This is a genomic window from Falsiroseomonas sp. (genome assembly GCF_030695085.1).
Classification (GTDB): Bacteria; Pseudomonadota; Alphaproteobacteria; order Acetobacterales; family Acetobacteraceae; genus Falsiroseomonas.
Genome location: NZ_JAUYTS010000222.1, coordinates 1 through 19817 on the forward strand (window position 1 = coordinate 1; position 19817 = coordinate 19817).

Consider the following 19817-nt stretch of genomic DNA (forward strand, 5'->3'; position numbering starts at 1 on the left):
TGCCGGGTGGGGGTGGACAGGGTCTCGGCCGGGAAGGTCTGCAAGGGTGCGGTTCGTGCTTTCGCGCGGTGTGGCAGGGTCTGCACCCCCGCCATTGGGCGAAATCACGCAAGCCGGCCAGTCGCCTGCGCCGGTCTCCGGCATCTGTGACCGGCCGGCTTGCAGCCTGGTGCCGGGTGGCGAAGCCAGGCGCAATCCGGCTGCGGGCAGCGCAGCAGGCTCAGGCTGCCTGTTCCAGGGTCGGCGCCGAATCCATCAGGGTCACGCGCCGCATGTCGCGCCGGTAGCGGGTATCCTCGAAGGGGCGCGCGCGGTGCAGCGTGCAGCGATTGTCCCACAGCACCAGGTCATGGGTGCGCCATTCATGCGCATAGACGAAGTGGCGCTGCGTCGCATGCTCCGTCAGGTCGCGCAGCAGCGCCATCGCCTCCGGCACCTCCATGCCGTGGATGCGGCCGATATGGGAGGACAGGTACAGCGACAGCCGGCCGGAGCCGGGATGCCGGCGCACCAGGCGCTGCGGCACCGGGGCGAATTTCAGCCGCTCCTCCTCCGTGAACTCGCCGAAGCCGAGCATGGCGCGGGAGAAGATCAGCGAATGATCGGCCACGAGATCCCGCAGCCTTTCCTGCTCCGGCCCCGGCAGGGCATCCCAGGCGGCGCGCATGTCGGCGAATTCGGTGTTGCCGCCGGCGGGGGGCACGCTGCGGGCGTGCAGCATGGAGTATTTTGCGGGCACGCGCTTGAAGCTGCTGTCGCTGTGCCACAGCCGGTTGCCCAGGTTGAACATGCGGCGGCGGTCATCGGCGGCCAGCAGTCGTCCCTGCTCGTCCAGGTTGGAGATGTCGTTCATCTGGGCGTGGCGCAGGCGGCGCTTATGGGCATCCACCGTGGCGGTTTCCTGCTCCAGCGGGCCCAGCGCGGCGCCGAAGGCCATCTGCTGGTCGTCATCCAGATCCTGGCCGCGGAACACCAGCACCGCATGGCGATCCGCCGCCGCCTCCACCGCCGCGAGCTGCGTGGGGCTGAGAGGGTGGCGCAGGTCGAGGCCGGAGACCTCGGCCACGAAATCCGTGCCGATCGGTTGTACCCGCATGGCCGTTCTCCCTTTCCGGGCCAGCCTTGGTGGCTGGCATGCCAGTTCTATTCCAGTCGATTACGCCATCGGCCCCTCATCCGGGTCAAGCGTCGGGACGGTGCCGCGGGCGAAGCGGATCATCTGTCCGATCAGCCGGTCGGAGGCTTCCGCCGCGGCTGCCTCCTGCGCTTCGGCGACGGCATTGGCGACGGCGGCATGCAGCGCGGCGGTCTCCACCAGCTCGTCCTCGGCGCGGTGGTGGTAGAACCAGAAGCGCCGGGCCACGGCATGCAGGCTGGCGACGGAGGCTGCGGCGACCGGATTGCGGGCGGCCTGGGCGAGCGCCTGGTTGAGCTGGCCGTCCTGGCGCAGGAAGCCGCGCAGATCGGCGGTGCGGGCGGTTTCCGTCATTTCCCCGGCAAGCCGGGCCAGGGCGGCGCGTTCCGGCGGGCGGGCGCGGCGGGCGGCGGCGCGGGCGATCATCCGGTCCAGCTCGCGCCGGGTTTCCAGCACATGCAACTGGTGATGCAGGTCCACCCCCGTCACCACAACGCCGCGGCGCGGCAGGATCTGGACCAGATGCTCCCGCGCCAGGCGCTGCAGCGCTTCCCGCACCGGGGTGGTGCCGATGCCGAGCAGCCGGCCGAGAATCGCCTCCGACACCACGCTGCCGGGGGCGAGGTCGAGGGTGACTATCATCTCCTCCAGTCGGGCATAGGCGGCCTCGGTCAGGGTGGGTGCGGCCCAGGGGCCACCAGGCGGCGGGGCGGAAGGCGATTCGGCGTTGGTCATGCGGGGGGCACCGTATCACGGGCGGAGCGAAATGACGGGCTGGGCGAAAACCACTTTCGCGGTAATGAGTGTTGCTCTCTGGCAACATCCATCGGCCGCTTTCGGGCGGACCGCTTCTGCCACTCGCTCGCGCTGCGGTTGCGGAGTAGATCGGCAATCGACAAGGCGCCCGGTTCTTCCGGCCCGTCACTTCCCCGGATGCCCGGGGACCAAGGAGCTACATTGATGCGAGTTCGGAACGCCCTCCTGGCCGCAACCTTCCTGGCGGTGCCGCTCGCCGCGCAGGCCCAGCCGATCAGCGGCTTTTATGTCGGCGCTGGCGCCGGCGTGAACCTGCTGCAGGAATCGGACATCTCGGTGTCCGGTCCGGCGGCTGCTGGCGCCACCCGCGCCCAGCGCAGTGGGACGGTTGACTTCAACTATGGCTACGCCGGCGTGATCAGCCTGGGCTACGGCTACGGCAACGGCGTCCGGGTGGAGCTCGAGGGCTCCTACCGCGAGAACGAGGTCGACAGCATCTCCGGCTTCGCGACGCGCCCGATCCGCGCTGATGGCAAGGCCCGCTCCTACGGCGTGATGGCCAATGCCCTGTACGACTTCGACCTCGGCCCGGGCAGCTTCCTGACCCCGTATGTCGGCGTCGGCGCCGGCTACCAGTGGCATGAATACGACAGCGTCCGCGCCCGTGCCGCCAACGGCACCACGCTGGCGACGATCGACGGCAATGACGGCCAGTTCGCCTACCAGGCGATCGTCGGCGCGGCCTTCCCGGTCTCGGCCGTTCCCGGCCTGGCCGTGACCGCCGAATACCGCTTCATGGGCACGCTGCAGCCGAACCTGGACGTTCGTGGCGGCGCTTCCGGGACGGCGCGCGGTTCGACGGATGTGGACAACTACAACCACAGCCTGATGGTCGGCCTGCGCTATGCCTTCGGCGTGACGCCGCCGCCGCCGGTCGTGGCCCCGGCCCCGCCGCCGGCCGCCGCCCCGGCGGTTGCCCGCACCTACCTGGTGTTCTTCGACTTCGACCGCGCCGACCTGACGGACCGTGCCCGCCAGATCATCGGTGAGGCCGCTGCCAACAGCCAGAGCGTCGGGTCCACCCGCATCGAGGTCTCCGGCCACGCCGACCGTTCCGGCACGCCGCAGTACAACCAGCGCCTGTCCGAGCGCCGTGCAGCCGCCGTGGCCGCGGAGCTCGAGCGCCGTGGCGTGCCGCGCGCCGCGATGGCCATCCAGGCCTTCGGCGAGAGCCGCCCGCTGGTTCCGTCCGCCGATGGCGTGCGCGAGCCGCAGAACCGCCGCGTCGAGATCGTCCTGCGCTGATCGCAGGCTTCTCTCGAAGCCACTGGAAAGGGCGCCTTCGGGCGCCCTTTTTTGTTGTCCGCCAGCCTGACCGGCGAAACCCCGGTGGCCATGCGGTAGCGGTGCAAGCCGGCCCAGCCGGACGCAGGGTTCGCTGAAAAATACGATCTGGGCACGAAAAACAGGACTGCCCTGCCGGAGCTACCTGGGCGAGATACGTTATCTTGCGCCGGTTGTGGTAGCCGCGACGCAAAAATTTCCTTAAAACCAGCATCTTATAGCCAGGGGAATCAGTCGCGATCCCGGCAGATCGTCTCATTACTGATCTTTTAAGCGTAAATTTGCGCAGTTTTCGTTGCGCTTTCCCTAACAAAAGGTATCTATCTGCGTCACGGGTTGTCGCCGGCGTGCTGCCGGACCTCCGCGCCGGAGATCAGGTCCATGTCCGCCCAGCCGATCGTCAGCTTCCTCAACGGTGCCGCCCTCAACGCCCCAATCGGCGGATTGCAGACAATCACCCTCCGCTTCGACAATGTGCCGGACGCCGCACCCGGCCCGGATGTCGGCTATGCGCCCTATGTCGACCTGATCATTCCGACCAATGGCGCGGATGGGGCAGGGCCCGGCAGCACGGGCGCCACCAGCAATGACGGGCTGGCCTATCTGGGCGCCACCTTTCTCGGCGTGCCGTTGGAGCAGTGGGTGCTGGAGTTTCCTGCCTCAGGCCAGGTGATCCACCCCTATGCCGCCGACGCCGCCGGCAACCCCCGGATGGTCACCGGCACGCCGGGCGAGACGCTGGTGGTGCTGCGCCTGCCCTTCGGCAGCTTCACCGCCGGCCAGACCCCCTCCGACATCGCGGTGCAACTGCAGGTTTCAGGTGATGCCGACCTCGCCGTGCCGCTGACCATCCAGGCCGCCGGTGGTTTCGCCTATGGGCGTGACCCGCTGGTGAACCCGATGGCGGACAGCCCGGTGACCGGCCCCGCCGCCAGTCTTTCCGTCACACCCACCGTGCTGGAACTCGACAAGGTCTATGTCGGGCCGGAGCAGGAGACGGCGACCGGCCCCTCCTACCCCCGCGAATGGCTGCTGAAGGCGCTGATCGCCGATGGCCAGACCATCACGAACCTGATCCTGACGGATCACATGCCGGACGGCACCTTCATCACCGCCGCCAGCATCCTGAACGGCACGGGTGCGGTCAGCTACGACAACGCCACCGGCCTCGTCGTTGCCACGCTGTCCGGCGGCTATACCGGCGGCAATCCGGCGCCGACGCTGAAGATCGATTTCTACGTGCCGGAATTCCTGCGCGATGGCGTGACGCCGGTGCTGGACCCGGCGACCGGCACCTTCCGCGTCCTGGAGAACAATGCCCGCCTCGATGCGGTGTGGGACCCGAATGATGCGCGCGACCCGGTGGTGGTCTTCGCCATCGATCCGGCCGGGCCGGAGGATGTCATCACCGCCAAATCCATCGCGGTGCAGAAATCCGTGGCGGTGGTGGATGCGCTGAAGGCCGGTGGCACACTGGCCTGGACGCTGGATGGCCAGGTCTCCAACTACTTCAACATGGACGACCTGAAGCTGGTGGACACGCTGTCCGACGGCCAGGTCTATGACCCGGGCTTCGCCCCCACCATCACCATGCGCGAAGGCGGCGCGGTGCTGTTCACCGGCACCATCGACCCGGCCAATGTGACGGTGGTGCGGGATGCGCTGACTGGCATCTCCACCGTCACCTTCGACATCTCGCAGGAAATGCGCGACCGCGGGATCGATGACGTGCTGAACGGCCGGCCCGGCGGCGTGGAGAACCAGGCAACGGTGCTGGTGACCTTCCACAGCACCATCCAGCAAAGCTATATCGCCACCAACCCGGCGCCGTCCAACGACCCGCTGGTGGACCAGGGTGATCCGCTCGACAATGGCGTGGTCTTCGGCGGCGTGGTGGCGGAGACCGGCAGTCCGAAGGGCGATGACAGCGGCGCCGGGGTGGTGCTGCCGGTCAGCGAGGTCGGCAAATCCATCTACGCCATCAACGGCAACACCGCCTTCACCCCCGGCCCGGTTTCCGCCGGCGACGAGATCACCTTCCGCCTGACGCTGGATATGCCGCTGACCGGCGCGCATGACGTGAAGCTGACGGATTTCCTGCCGCTGCCGGTGCTGAAGGCGCTGGGCGGCATGGGCTTCACCGATCTGGTCAGCGGCGCGGTGCCGGCGGCCAACCAGGCGAAATGGGGGCCGGGCGCGACCTTCCAGGCCTCCGGCGACCCGAGCACGGCGCCGCATATCAGCTTCGATCCGGAGAGCAACTTCCTGCGCTTCGACTTCGGCGATGCGGTGGCACCGGGCAATCCGGCCAGCCGGATCGACCTGCTGTTCACCGTGGTGGTGCTGGATGAGGAATTCGGCGACGGCCTGCTGCTGACCAACCAGGTCACCTCGACCGAGACCAACAGCTTCGGTGATGTCTCGGAAGACAATGCCATCGTGCAGTTCGTGCTCGGCGAGCCGGAGCTGAACATCACCAAGGGCGTGATCGCCGACAGCAACCCGAACGCGACGCTGACAGCCGCCGCGGGCCCCGTGGCCTTCACCGCGCCCGGCTCCGCCGGCAACCGCTTCACCGGCACCATCAACAGCAGCAACCTCAACCTCACGCCGATCGACGCGAACCTGACCGGCGCCGATGCCGGGGACCGGGTTTCCTTCGCCATCGTGGTGGAGAACACCGGCAGCAGCCTGAAGGGCGCCTTCGACGTCCTGATCCACGACACGCTGCCGGCCGGCTTCGTGCTGCCGCCGGGCGGTCTGAATCTGCGGGTGACCGATGGCGCCGGCAATGCCGTTCCCTTCACGCTGGAAGGCGGCGGCCTGTTCGATGCCGCCGGTGGCATCCGGCTGGGCGATGCGGTGAACAGCGGCAGCATCGGCGCCTACAGCGCCACCAGCGGTACCAACATCGTCATCATCACCTACGACCTGGACCTGACAGAACAGGTGCCGGTCTTCGGCGCGGACCTCATCAACACCGCGACGATTGAGCATTTCGCCGCGATGGAAGGCGGCATCGACCGCACGGATTACGCCCCCGCCGGCACGCTGACGGATACCGCCACCATCCGCACCCAGGCGCCGACGATCATCAAGACGGTGGTCGCGACCAGCGAGGCGCATACCGGCAGCCTGGCCGGCCATGACAGCCGCGTGGATGCCACGATCGGCGAGGTCGTCACCTACCGCATCACCGTCAGCGTGCCCGAGGGCGCGCTGACCGATTTCCGCATCGAGGACTATCTGCCGACCGGCGACGCCGCTGGTGGTGGCGTGATGACGGTGGTGGCGGCGCGCGTCGTCACCATCGATGCCGGCCTGATGCTGAGCCAGGCGCCGACCATCACGCTGACCGATACCGATGGCCAGAACGGCAACGACAAGGTCAGCTTCGGCTTCGGCGACGTGGTGAACACCGCCAGCACCATCGGCACCACCGGCGCCACCGTGACGGTCGAGGTGGATGCGGTGGTGCGGAACCTGCCCGCCAATGCGCGCGGCGATGTGCTGACCAACACCGCGGTCGCCAGCGCGGCCAATCCGAGCGCCCCGGGTGGTCGCGCCACTGTCAGCGCAACCGCGCAGATCGATGTGGTGGCGCCAAACCTCGATGTGCAGAAGACGGCGAACACCACCACGGCAGATGCCTTCGACACCATCAAATACACCATCGTGGTGGAGAACAAGGGCGTTCCCACCGCCGGCAATGACAGCAACTTCACCGCCCGCGCCTGGGACGTGAACCTGAAGGACCTGTTGACCGACGTGCAGCTCGACGCCGTCTACCAGGGCGCGACGCTGAGCGTGACGGGCATCGATGCCAGCCGCATCAGCTACGGTGCGACGCCCGTCGACATCACGCTCGACTACCTCGACCCCGGCGAGAAGATCACCGTGAAGTTCGACGTGGTGGTGAAGGCCGATGTCGATGCCGGCGAGGTTTTGCTGAACGAGGCGACGGTCTTCGGCAGCTCGATGGATGGCGATACCAGCGCGGATGACCGCATCGTCACCGACAAGGACAGCCACACCGTCACCATCGCCAAGCCCACCATCACCAAGGCCATCGTCGCAACCTCCGATGCCAATACCTCCGCCGCGCGTCACGATACCGGCCGTACCGATCTGCGGATCGGCGAGGAAGTGACCTATGAGATCCGCGTGCGGCTGCCGGAGGGCGACAGCAACAATCTGCGGATCACCGACCTGCTCGAGGATGCGACCAGCCCCGGCAATGGCACGCTGAGCTATGTGCCTGGCTCACTGGAAGTGGTCTCGATCGGCGCCGCGCTGAAGACCTTCGGCGGCGCCGCGGTGCCGGCCCCGGTGCTGACCACGGCGGCACCGGGCAGCACGCCGGGTGATGACAGCTTCACGCTGAATTTCGGTGATGTCCGCAACACGGCGGTGAACACCAACCTGGAAGACGAGGTCATCGTTATCCGAATCAAGGCGGTGGTGAACGACCTGCCGCAGAACAACGACGCCGACAATCTCCGCAACTCCGCCACCGTGCAGACGGATGGGACGCCCACCACCAGCACCACCGCCAATGTCGACATCGATGTGGTGGAGCCGGCCCTCAGCATCGACAAGACGTCCGCCGTCGGCGGCCAGGCGCTGGATGCGGGCGCAATCGTCTCCTATTCCATCACCATCCGCCACGCCGCCGGCAGCGACGCCCCTGCCTACGACCTGGCGCTGACGGATCTGATTCCGGCGGGGATGGAACTGGTCGCCGGCACGCTGGCCGCCAGCACCGGCAGCATCAGCGCGACCGGCAACGCGATCGCGTGGTCTGCCGACCAGTATCTGCTTGGCGCGGCCAGCATCACCATCACCTACCAGGCGCGACTGCTGGACAGCGTGACCCCGGCGCAGGTGCTCTCGAACACCGCAACGCTGGTCTATGACAGCAATCCCGCCGATCCGGTGGACCCGCTGAACCCGACCGCGGCGGAGGATCTCGCCAGCCGCAGCTACAGCACGCAGGATACGGAGAGCCGGACCGTCGTGCTGGCGCCGACCATCGACAAATCGGTGATCGCAACGGGCGACGACAATACCGGCAGCAGCTTCGGCAACGCCGCGAACCCGGACGTCGCGCCGGGTGAGACCGTGACCTATCGCCTGACCGTGACGGTGGGGGAGGGCACGCAGCGCCTGGTCGTCTCCGACACGCTGCCCACCGGGCTGGTTTTCGAATCCGCCAGTGTCGAGAGCATCGGTGCCACCATCAGTGGATCCTCGCTGAGCGTCGGTGCGGCGCAGACCGCGCTGGCAGGGGGCGCCTACAGCTTCGATTTCGGCACCATCACCAATGCCGGCGACAACGATCGCGATGCGGGCGATACCGTCACCATCCTGGTGACCGGCCGCGTCGCGCCGGATGCCGTCGCCGGCAGCACGCTGACCAACACCGCGAAGGCCGAGACCTTCGCACCTGGCGGCGGCAAGCCGGGGCTGGCGGTTGCCATCGACGATGCGAAGATCGATGTGGTGCGGCCGGACCTCGTCATCGTGAAGGATGCCGCACCGGGTAGCGGCGATGCCGGCAACCTGGTGACCTACACCATCACGCTGAGCCATGCGGCAGGCTCCACTGCCCCGGCCTATCTGGTGAACCTGTCCGACATCCTGCCGGCCGGCGTGGCGCTGGTGGCGGGCAGCGCCAGCGCCTCCGTGGGCCTCATCACGGAAACCGGCGGCAATATCGGATACAGCCTGAACCAGTATCTGCTCGGTTCGGCACCGATCACCATCACCTACCAGGCGCGCTATGCCGGGAATGTGGTGGATGGGCAGGTCATCAACAACACGGCGCAGGTGACCTACAGCTCCGCCCCCGTGCTCGGCGTGTCCGTCACGGAAAGCGATCCGGCCGCGGTCACGGTGGATATCGTCAACACGGTGGTGAAGACGCTGGAGACCACAAGCTACGACAGCACCTTCGGCGCCTCGCTCGGCATTGGCGAGGTGGTGACCTTCCTTGTCACCGCGACACTAGGAGAGGGCGCGCAGCGCATCACGCTGCGGGATGTGCTGCCCATTGGCCTGACCTATCTGAACAGCGAGCTGCTTTCCCTCGGCCATATCACCGGCGCTGGCGCCACGCTCGGGGCCGCGGGCAGCTACGACGCTGCAAGCCGTACGCTGAGCTATGCGCTGGGCGACATCAGCAACCCCTGGGACAATCTCTCCACCCCCGGCGATCAGGTGGTGTTCCGCGTCACCGCGCAGGTGGCGGATATCGCCGGCAATTCCGCGGGCAAGATGCTGACGAATGTCGGCCAGGTGGTCTCCGCGGTGCCGGAGAATCCCTATGGCGTGACGCCCGGCTCCTCCTCCACCACCGTTTCGGAGGGCGAGGCGGTCAGCATCGTGCGTGCCGCGCTGGGTGGCATCGCCTGGCGCGACATGGACGGCAACGGCATCCGCGCGGCGGGCGAGACGGCTGTGCTGGCGGGCATTCCCGTCACGCTGCTGAATGCCGATGGCACGCCGACCGGCTTCACCACGGTGACCGGGGCCGATGGCTCCTATCTGTTCGATGACCTGGTGCCCGGCAGCTACCGCGTCCGCTTCGATGAGACCTCCGGCGAGAAGCGCACGCTGACCAATATCGGCAGCGACCTGACGGATAGCGACGCGCATCAGGGCAATGGCATCACGGTGGTCTACACCCTGGCGAATGGCCAGGATCGCCGCGATGTGGATGCGGGTTTCTACCAGCTCGCCACCATCGGCGACCGGGTGTGGGAGGATGTGAACGGCAACGGAAGGCAGGATGACGGCGCCACCGGCATCGTCGGCGCCACCGTCACGCTGCTGGACAGCCTGGGCAATGTCGTCGGCACCACCGTCACCGGCGCGAATGGCTTCTACCAGTTCACCGGCCTGGTGCCGGGTGACTATTCCATCCAGGTGCTGCCCACCGGCTTCACCGCCACGCTGCAGAACGCCGCGGCGAATGAGGCCGGCGACAGCGATGTGAATGCCGCCGGCCGCAGCGACGTGTTCAACCTTGAATCCGGCGAGAATGAAACCCGCCTCGATGCCGGCTTCTACCGCGGCGCCAAGCTCGGCGGCACGGTGTTCGAGGATGTGGATGGCGATGGCGTGCAGGATGCGGGGGAGGGTGGCATCTCCGGCCGCCTGGTCACGCTGCTGGATGCGAATGGCAACTCCACCGGCCGCATTGCGATCACCGATGCGGATGGCAACTACGTCTTCGACAACCTCGCCCCCGGCACCTACAGCGTGACCTTCGCGCCGAACGGCGCACAGCCCTTCACCAAGGCGAATATCGGCCCAGACAATGAGAAGGATAGCGACGCCGATCCGCTGACCGGCCGGACGGAGCAGGTGACGCTGATCTCTGGCAGCGATGACCGCTCCCTCGATGCAGGCGTCTACAACCCTGCCGCGCTGGGCAACTATGTCTGGGAAGACCTCGACGGCGACGGCCAGCAGGATGGCAACGAGCCGGCGATTGCTGGCGCCATGGTGAAGCTGCTGGATGCCGGTGGCAGCGTGCTCGGAACCACCACGACGGATGGCAACGGCTTCTACAGCTTCACCGGCCTGGCCCCCGCGGATTACCGGGTGGAGATCAGCAAGCCGGGCTATGTGCCGACGCTGAAGGATGCCGGCGCGGATTCGAGCGATAGCGACATCTCCGCCAATGGCCGCACCGGCCTGATCAACCTGCAGTCGGGCGAGACGGACAACAGCGTCGATGGCGGGCTGGTGCGGCTGGTCTCGCTCGGCGACAAGGTGTTCGACGACCTCGACAATGACGGTATCCAGGATGATGCCGAGTCCGGCATTGCCGGCATCACCGTCCGCCTGCTCTCGGCCGATGGCGGCACGGTGCTGGCGACGACACAGACCGGCACGAATGGCCTCTATAGCTTCGATGGGCTGATGCCTGGCGATTACCGGGTGGAATTCGTCGCTCCCGCCGACCGCGCCTTCGCCAAGCAGGACCAGGGCAGCGATGCGCTGGACAGCGATGCGGATCGCAACAGCGGCCGCACCGATGTCATCTCCCTGATCTCCGGCCAGGACCGCACCGATGTCGATGCCGGGCTGCTGCGCTTCGGCGCGCTGGCCGGCCGCGTCTGGGTGGATCGCGACGGCAATGGCATCGAGGAGATGGGCGAGGCACCACGCGCCGGCGTCACCGTCGCTTTGCTCGATGGCTTCGGCAACCCGACGGGCCGCACCACCACCACGGATGCGAATGGCGAATACGTCTTCCAGGATCTCGTCGCTGGCCTCTACAGCGTGCAGTTCGCCACCCCGGCCGGTGAACGCCTGACGCTGCGCGATGTCGGCACCGACGATACGGTGGACAGCGACGCCAATCCGCTGAACGGCAAGACCGCCGCCGTGCACGTGCTGCCGGGCGAGGTAACGCGCGACCTTGATGCGGGCCTCTACATCCCCGCCTCGCTCGGCGATCGTATCTTCCACGACCTGGATGCGGATGGCGTGCAGGACGGCAATGAGCCGGGGCTGGCCAATGTCACGGTGAAGCTGCTGGATGCCATCGGCAATGTCATCGCCACGACGCAGACCGGGGCGGGTGGTCTCTACAGCTTCGATGGCCTGGCACGGGGCGCCTATGGCGTGAAGGTGGATGCGCTGGCGGGCTACGAGTTTGCGCCCAGGGATGCCGGCGGCGATGATGCGAAGGACAGCGACGCGCTGGGCGATGGCACGATCGAGCCCGTCATGCTGTTCTCCGGCGATGCCCGCAGGGATCTCGATGCTGGCCTGTTCCAGCGCGTCGAGATCGGCGATCGCGTCTGGCGCGACCTGAACGGCAATGGCGTGCAGGACCAGGGCGAGCCGGGCGCGCGCGGCATCACGGTGCGGCTGCTGGATGCCGGTGGCAGCGTCATCGCCACCACCACCACGGCGATCAACGGCGCCTATGCCTTCAAGGATCTGCTGCCTGGCACCTATTCCGTGCAGTTCGTCCCGCTCGGCGGCTCGGTCTTTACCCTGAAGGACCAGGGCAACGACAATCGCGACAGCGATGCAGATCTCGTCACCGGCAGGACACAGCAGGTCACGCTGACCTCCGGCCAGGTGAACAAGTCACTGGATGCGGGACTGCTGTTCGCGGCCTCCATCGGCGACCGGGTCTGGGCGGACCGCAACGGCAATGGCCAGCAGGATGCGGAGGAGCCGGGCATCGGTGGCGTCATCGTCCGCCTGCTCAGCACCAGCGGCGCGGTGCTCGCCACCACCACCACGGATGCCTCCGGCTTCTACCTGTTCGACGGGCTGCGGCCCGGCGAATACATCGTCCGCTTCAACACGCCCTCCGGCCACACCGCCACGCTGCGCGATGTCGGTGATGATGCCAGCGACAGCGATGCGGCGGCGAATGGCCGCACCGGCATCATCACGCTGGGCCAGGGCGCGGTTGTGATGACCATCGATGCCGGCTTCATTCCTGATTTGGTGGGCACCTGCGAGCTGCCCGCGACGCTGCTGACCAACGGCAACGACGCCTTCCCGGGCACCGAGCAGCGCGACCATGTCGACGGCCTCGCCGGCAACGACAACATCAACGGCCTGCGCGGCGATGATTGCCTGCGCGGCAATGACGGCGACGACGTCATCAACGGCCATGAAGGCAACGACAAGATCCAGGGCGATGGCGGCGACGACAACCTGCACGGCAATGCCGGCGACGATGTGATCTTCGGTGGCGATGGCAACGATACGATCGAGGCCGGCGAGGGCCATGACTGGGCCGAGGGCGGCAATGGCGATGATCGCATGCAGGGCGAGGGCGGCGACGACGTGTTGTTCGGCGGCGCCGGCAACGACATCGTCGAGGGCAATGGCGGCAACGACACTATCCTGGGCGGCACCGGCAATGACCGCGTCGCGGGCCATGACGGCCATGATGTGCTGGTCGGCGGCAAGGATGCCGGCCGTGCCATGCTGCTCGGTGGCGCCATTACGGGCGTGGTGATCGGCGATACCATCTCGGGCGATGGCGGTGCGGATCGCTTCATCTGGCAGAAGGGCGATGGCGTGGATTTGCTGCTCGACTTCAAGCCGGGCGAGGGCGATACGCTGACCATCTACGGCTATGGCAGTGCGGCGGCCGTGCAGCGGGTGGATGGGCGCACCGTGATCTACCTCGACACCAACAGCGCCATCGTCATGAACGACTTCTACCCCACCGATGGCTCCATGCCCGGCATCACCTTCGTCCCCGGCGTGAATGTCGCGCCCGGCCTGCCGGTGGAACGCGCGCCGATCACCGGCACCATGGGCAACGACACGCTGACCGGCACCGCCGCTGCGGATGTGATCGAGGGCCTGCAGGGCAACGACATGCTCAATGGCGGCGGCGGCGCGGATACGCTGATCGGCGGCGCGGGCGACGACATCCTGAATGGCGGGGCGGGGGCGGATGTGCTGGATGGCGGCGCGGGGGTCGATACGGCGACCTATGCCGCCTCGCCCATCGGCCTCACCGTCTCGCTTGCCAACCCATCCCTCAACACCGGCATCGCGGCGGGGGACATCTTCATCCAGGTGGAGAACCTGGTGGGGTCCGCCCATGCGGACCGGCTGTCCGGTGACAATGGCGCCAATCGCCTGACCGGCGGCGCGGGTGACGACACGCTCTCGGGCGGCGGCGGCAACGACGTGCTGATCGGCGGCGCCGGGCAGGATGTGATGAGCGGCGGCGCGGGGACGGACCGCTTCCTCTTCACCAGCCTGGCCGATAGCAGCGTGGCGGCGCCGGACCTCATTCTCGACCTGTCGTGGTTCGAGGGTGACCGCATCGATCTCAGCCCGATCGATGGCCATCTGGGGCTGGCCGGCAACCAGGCCTTCGCCTTCGTCGGCACCGGGGCCTTCCTCGGTGGCGGCCAGGGTTCGGTGCGCTACGAACATGCCGGCGCGGATACGCTGGTGCTGGTCGATGCCGGTGATGGCGGGGCGGCGGAGATGGCGATCCGGGTGGCCGGTCTGCATACCCTGTTCAACTCCGACTTCGTGCTGTGAAGCCCGGACCCGTTCCGGGCGGCGCTTGACCCTCCGCGTTCTTCCGTCACATGCTTAGGCATTGAAGTATTGTCAGCCGCGCTGTCCTGGGCGCGGTCAAGACGATCGGTCGGGAGAACGTTGGATGTTCAATGCTGCGGGACTGACGCGCCGCGCCTCGCTTGGCCTGGCCCTCGCTGCCCTGGGGATGCCGCTGGCCGGCCGGGGCGCCCTGGCCCAGGGCGCGCGGGCGTCCCGGCTCGTCGTGCCCTATCCGCCGGGTGGCACCACGGATCTCACCGCCCGGCTGATTGCGCCGCGGGCTGCCGAGGCGCTCGGCGGTTCCTGGGTGATCGAGAACCGCTCTGGCGCCAATGGCGTGGTGGGGGCGGAGTTGGTGGCACGCAGCGCACCGGATGGCACCACGCTGCTGTATTCGAACGAGGTGCTGACGGTGCTGCCCTTCGTGCAGCGCAACATCCCCTTCGACCTGCAGGCGGATTTCACCCCCGTCGCGCGCACCGTCTCCATCCCCTATGTGCTGGTCGGCGGCGCCGGGCTGGCGCCGCAGAACATGGCGGCGCTGCTCGCCGGCCTGCGCGCCACGCCGGAGCAGTTTTCCTTCGCCGGCTCCTCGCTCGGCTCGGTCGGCCAGCTCGCCACCGCGGCGCTGTGGCAGAAGCTGGGGGTGGAGAGCACCTTCGTATCCTATCGCGGTACCGGCCCGGCGATGAACGACCTGATATCGGGGTCCGTCAGCCTGTTCTTCGCGCCGCTTGGCCCGGCGATCCCGCTGGTGCGGGATGGGCGGCTGCGGGCCTATTGCGTCACCTCCGCCACCCGCCAGCGGGTGCTGCCGGATGTGCCGACCCTGGTGGAATCCGGCTTCGCCGACATGGTCTATGAGGGCTGGACCGGGGTCTGGGGCCCGAAGGGGCTGGATGCGGCCTTCGTCGCCCGGGCCAATACGGCGGTGAACCAGGCGACGGCGGAACCGGCCGTGGCGGCACGCATGGCCGATCTCGGCCTGACCACCCTGAACGAAAGTGCCACGCGCTTCGCCGAGATCATCGCGGCCGAGATTTCGCGCAACCAGGCGCTGGTCGCCGCCGCCCGCATCCAGCCGCAATGACGGGGCTGCCAAGCCGGGCCGGAAAGTTGCGGTCGGCGTAACGGCGCAGCCCTGGGTGGTTACCCTGGGTGACATTGCGCCTGCGGATGGTAGGATCAGGCGGCGGCGTCCTGCGATGCCGCTGACCCGTTCACCGCTGACCCGTTCAAAAAGGCGGCCGCGCGCAATTGTTCCCTCCCGCAGCGTCTCCGGACCAGCCTGATCATCGGGACAAGCCAGCCGGTCGCAGCTGGCGCCGGCTTGGCCCTCTGGCGCCTGTGCTCGCCCTGCTGCCGCTGGCCGCCTATGGCCTGCTGCTGCTGGTGAGCCTGCAGGCGGAGCGGCGGGCAGACCGTCAGGATGACGTGCTGCGGACCACCACCACCCTGGTCGCGGGGCTCGATTCCGAAATGCGCGCCGGACTGCGCGCGCTGGATGCGCTGGCCGGCTCCCAGCACCTGAAGGCCGGCGACCTGCGCGGTTTCCGGCAGGAGGCACAGCGCCTGCTGGCGCGGGAGCCACATTGGTACACCATCGCGCTGACCGATGGCGAAATGCAGTTGCTGAACCTGCGCTACCCCGAAGGCGCCAGCCTGCCGCGCGTCGATAACCTCGCGGCCGTTGGCAGTGTGCTCCGCACCGGGCACCCCGCCCCTGGCGGGCTGATCGATGGGCGGGTTTCCTTCCGCGTGCCGGTGCGGGTGGATGGCGCCGTGCGCTTCGCCCTGGTCGCGACGCAGGAGGCGACGACCTTCGCCCAGCTGATGGACCGCGCCGGCCTGCCGCCCGGCTGGTCCGCCCTGCTGCTGGATGGCGATGGCCGGCTGATCGCCCGCGCCGCCACCGGCCAGGCGGAGCCGGAAGTGCTGCGGCCGGCGCTTGCCCGGCTGGGTGAAGCCGTGGAGGTCAACGGCATGCTGGCGCTGGCGCGGCCGGTCGGCGACAGCCGCTGGTCCCTGGTCGTCGCCGCGCCGCCCAGCGGCCTGGCCGAGACGGCGATGATCTGGCTGCTGGCCGCACTTGGCGCCACGGCGGCGCTGGCCAGCCTGGGCCTCGCCGCGCGCACTGCGCTGCGCGACCGCGGCCAGGATGCGCAGCGTGAGCGCCGGCAGAGCGAGGCACTGGCCCGCGCCGCGGAACAGGATCGCCACCGCAACGAAATGATGCTGGCGGTCAGCCAGGAACTGCACGCGCCACTCACCGGCCTGCTCGGCTATTGCGACCGGCTGGCGGAGGCCGAACTGCCGGCGCCGGCCCGGCTTCTGGTCGAACGGCAACGCCAGGCGGGACAGGCCTTGCTGGCCCTGGTGGGCGATGTGCTGGATTTCGCCCGGCTCGAGGAAGGCGGTATCGCGCTGGAGGATGGCGACATCGAGATCGCGGTCCTGCTGGAGGAATGCGCCGCGCTGATGCGGCGCGCGGCGGAGGATAAGGGTCTGGTGCTGCGGTTGGCGATCGACCCCGGCCTGCCGCGCTGGATTCGCGGCGACCCATTGCGGCTGCGGGAGGTGACGACCAAGCTGCTGGACAACGCCATCCGTGCCGCCGCCATCGGGCAGGTGGTGCTCTCGGCCCGCCTGACGCCGCGGCCGGAACGGGTGGAGATCGCGGTGACCGATGCGGCCCCCGCCATTGCGCGGTCGGACATGCTGCGGCTGTTCGACCCGGCACGGGACCAGGCGCCGGATGCGGCCGGGCCGAGCCTGTCCCTCGGCCCGCCGCCTCCGGCCACGATTCCCGGTAGCGGGCTGGGCCTGGCGATCTGCCGGCGGCTGGTGGAGGCGATGGGCGGCGCGATCGGTGCCGAAAATCCGGCGGGCCAGGGACGACGCTTCGTCTTCTGGGTGCCGTTCCGGCCCGGCGCCTCACCCAGCCGGAGCCGCGCCGGCGCGCCGCTGCGGATCCTGGTGGCGGAGGATGTGGCGGCCAGCCGGCTGTTGCTGACCACCGTGCTGGAACGCGCGGGCCATGCGGTGACGGCCGCCGCCGATGGCCCGGCCGCGTTGGCGGCGCTGCACGGGGCGAATTTCGACCTGGCGGTGCTCGACCTGCACATGCCGAGCCTGGGTGGGCAGGGCGTGGCCCGCGCGGTGCGGGCGCTGCCGGGCGAGAAATCCCGCCTGCCGCTGATCGCGCTGACCGCCGACGCGGCCGAGCAGGTGGAGGAGAGCTGCCGCGCCGCGGGTTTCGACGCGGTGCTTCGCAAACCTTTCGAGACGCGCCGCCTGCTTGGCCTGATCGATGGCCTGCGCGCCCGCGGCGCGGTGCCGTGATGCCTGCCGGCGGGCGCGCCGTGATGCCTGCCGGCGGGCGCGCCGTGGGATTTACCGGCGGGGCATCACCTGCTCCGCCAGGGTGGCGAACCAGCTGGCGCCGACCGGCAGGATCTCGTCGTTGAAGTCGTATTTCGGGTGGTGGACCATGGCCTCGCCCTCACCCTTGCCGCCGCCCAGGAACAGATAGGCGCCAGGCTTCTCGTTCAGCATGAAGCTGAAATCCTCGCCGCCCATGGTCGGCTGCGGCAGCTTGCGGGACCGGGCCTCACCCACCACGGTGGCGGCGGCCTTCGCTGCGATCTCGGTGCTCTCGGCCTCGTTCACCGTGGCGGGATAGGCGCGGGTGAAGCTGCATTCGGCCTGGGCGCCGAAGCTGGCGGCGACGCCGGTGACGATGCGGTGGAAATTCGCCTCCAGCAGGTCCCCCACTTCCGGCAGGAACCAGCGTGCCGTGCCCTGAAGCTGCACGCTTTCCGGAATGACATTGAAGGTGAAGCCGCCGGTGATGTGACCGATGGTGATGACCGCGGCCTCCAGCGGGTTCAGGTTGCGCGCCACCACGGATTGCAGCGCGGTCACCACATGGGCGGCGACCAGGATCGGGTCGATGCCGTTATGCGGCATGGCGCCATGCGCGCCGCGCCCTGTGATGGTGGCCTCCAGATTGGCGACGGCCGCCATCACCGGGCCGGGCGCGTGCAGGAAGACGCCGGCCGGCGCGCCGGGCCAGTTGTGCAGGCCGAAGATGCGGTCCATTGGGAAGCGGTCGAACAGCCCTTCCTTCACCATCACCTCGCCGCCCGCCAGATTTTCCTCCGCCGGCTGGAACACGAGGTAGACGGTGCCGGAGAAGTTGCGGGTTTCCGCCAGGTAGCGCGCGGCGCCGAGCAGCATGGTGGTGTGCCCGTCATGGCCGCAGGCATGCATGATGCCCGGGGTCCGGGACGACCAGGGCTTGCCCGTGGCTTCCTCGATCGGCAGCGCGTCCATATCCGCGCGGAAGCCGATGGCGCGGCCGTTCGGCCCGCCCTGGCCATGGATCACGCCGACCACGCCGGTGGTGGCGATGCCGGTGATGACCTCGTCGCAGCCGAATTCGCGCAGCTTCGCGGCGACCACGCCGCTGGTGCGGGTCTCCTGGAAGCCGAGTTCCGGATGCTGGTGGAAATCGTGCCGCCACGCCGTCATCTCGGGGTGGAATTCAGCGATGCGGTTGATGATGGGCATGGTGCGGCTCCGCCTGGACCGCATCTGTTTGCGTCGGGTCCCGGCCTGGGGCAAGGGGGGCGCCGAAGCTGCGTGCCAGGCCGTCTTCCAGGGTGGCGCCCACCACGCCGAGGCGCTCACGCATCGGCCGCACATCGAAGGCCTTGTCTTCCGAGAGCCGGCGCAGCTCCGCCTCCCGGATCAGCGGCAGGCCGGGCAGCAGGCGGCTGAGCGGCGCCATCCACCGCAGCAGCACGCCGGGCACGGACAGTATGGGTGGCGGGCGCAGCCCGCTGGCACGGGCAACGGCGGCCAGGAAATGGCGGTAGGGTACGGCCTCCGGTCCCGCCACCACCAACGCCTCCGGCCCCGACCAGTCCTGGTCGATCGCAGCCAGGATGCAGCGGGTCAGGTCGTCCTGATGGATCGGCTGCACCAGGGCACGGCCACCATCGGGAAGCGGCGCCACCGGCAGGCGCTTCAGCAGGGCTGCAAGGCGCTGCACGTTATCCTCGCCCTGCGCGCCATAGATCATGCTCGGGTGCAGCATCACGCCGCGGCGGCCAGAGGCGAGAAGGCTCTCCTCCCCGAAGCGCACGCCGTCCCCATGCTCATCCGGCCAGCGGGAGAACCGGCGGGTTGAGCCGAGCAGGACGAAGCGCGCGGAGGGCGGTGCCGCGGCGATCAGGGCGCGTGCATGCCGGGCATGGGCGCAACAGACGATGGTGCTGGCGCCCTCCAGCGCCCGCACCAGCGCCGCATGATCGGTGAGGTCGGCCGGGCGGGCGGCGACCGGCAGGCCCTGCGCCCGCCAGCGCGCCAGGTCGCGCACCACGGGGCGGAAGGGCCGGCCTGACGCCAGCAAAGCGCGGCAGAGCGCCGCGCCCGTCCGTCCCGAAGCTCCAACGATGGCAAGCGTGTGGGCACCCTCCGGCCGCCGTCATGGAGGCCGGGTGGCGCG

Annotated in this window: 8 protein-coding genes; 4 read left to right on the forward strand and 4 right to left on the reverse strand. The window is 68.7% G+C overall.

The annotated features are described in order from the left end of the window. Positions 1-220 precede the first annotated feature (220 nt). Complete coding sequence (locus tag Q8S40_RS22875; protein ID WP_305672253.1) at positions 221-1096, reverse strand: TauD/TfdA family dioxygenase; 876 nt, start codon at positions 1094-1096, stop codon at positions 221-223. Between the two features lie 60 nt (positions 1097-1156). Continuing rightward, positions 1157-1870: a GntR family transcriptional regulator gene (locus Q8S40_RS22880; RefSeq protein ID WP_305672254.1), complete on the reverse strand. Its 714-nt coding sequence runs from the start codon at positions 1868-1870 to the stop codon at positions 1157-1159. Between the two features lie 225 nt (positions 1871-2095). On the opposite strand from Q8S40_RS22880, the gene Q8S40_RS22885 reads away from it, so the two are divergent. The 4 genes from Q8S40_RS22885 (at position 2096) to Q8S40_RS22900 (ending at position 17647) form a co-directional block, all read left to right on the forward strand. Then, positions 2096-3196, forward strand: a complete 1101-nt coding sequence (locus tag Q8S40_RS22885) for an OmpA family protein (protein ID WP_305672255.1) — start codon at positions 2096-2098, stop codon at positions 3194-3196. A 420-nt stretch (positions 3197-3616) separates the two neighbouring features. Beyond that, positions 3617-14284 (forward strand): SdrD B-like domain-containing protein, encoded by a 10668-nt coding sequence (locus Q8S40_RS22890; RefSeq protein ID WP_305672256.1) that lies wholly within the window; start codon positions 3617-3619, stop codon positions 14282-14284. Between the two features lie 124 nt (positions 14285-14408). Beyond that, on the forward strand, positions 14409-15395 hold the full coding sequence (locus Q8S40_RS22895; protein ID WP_305672257.1) for a tripartite tricarboxylate transporter substrate binding protein: 987 nt from the start codon (positions 14409-14411) through the stop codon (positions 15393-15395). A 257-nt stretch (positions 15396-15652) separates the two neighbouring features. Then, a complete protein-coding gene (locus Q8S40_RS22900; protein WP_305672258.1) occupies positions 15653-17647 on the forward strand; it encodes a response regulator in 1995 nt (664 codons plus the stop codon). Between the two features lie 51 nt (positions 17648-17698). On the opposite strand, the gene Q8S40_RS22905 is transcribed toward Q8S40_RS22900, so the two are convergent. Both Q8S40_RS22905 and Q8S40_RS22910 read right to left on the reverse strand, forming a co-directional pair. Then, positions 17699-18877 (reverse strand): M20 aminoacylase family protein, encoded by a 1179-nt coding sequence (locus tag Q8S40_RS22905; protein ID WP_305672259.1) that lies wholly within the window; start codon positions 18875-18877, stop codon positions 17699-17701. Continuing rightward, complete coding sequence (locus Q8S40_RS22910) at positions 18852-19766, reverse strand: SDR family oxidoreductase (RefSeq protein ID WP_305672268.1); 915 nt, start codon at positions 19764-19766, stop codon at positions 18852-18854. The genes Q8S40_RS22905 and Q8S40_RS22910 overlap by 26 nt, the downstream gene beginning before the upstream one ends. Positions 19767-19817: the final 51 nt, after the last annotated feature.

What these genes read in the sequence shown, in the direction of transcription:
- Q8S40_RS22885 (WP_305672255.1), top strand. Translation starts at nt 2,096, where the DNA reads ATGCGAGTTCGGAACGCCCTCCTGGCCGCAACCTTCCTGGCGGTGCCG.
- Q8S40_RS22880 (WP_305672254.1), bottom strand. Translation starts at nt 1,870, where the DNA reads ATGACCAACGCCGAATCGCCTTCCGCCCCGCCGCCTGGTGGCCCCTGG.
- Q8S40_RS22895 (WP_305672257.1), top strand. Translation starts at nt 14,409, where the DNA reads ATGTTCAATGCTGCGGGACTGACGCGCCGCGCCTCGCTTGGCCTGGCC.
- Q8S40_RS22905 (WP_305672259.1), bottom strand. Translation starts at nt 18,877, where the DNA reads ATGCCCATCATCAACCGCATCGCTGAATTCCACCCCGAGATGACGGCG.
- Q8S40_RS22875 (WP_305672253.1), bottom strand. Translation starts at nt 1,096, where the DNA reads ATGCGGGTACAACCGATCGGCACGGATTTCGTGGCCGAGGTCTCCGGC.
- Q8S40_RS22890 (WP_305672256.1), top strand. Translation starts at nt 3,617, where the DNA reads ATGTCCGCCCAGCCGATCGTCAGCTTCCTCAACGGTGCCGCCCTCAAC.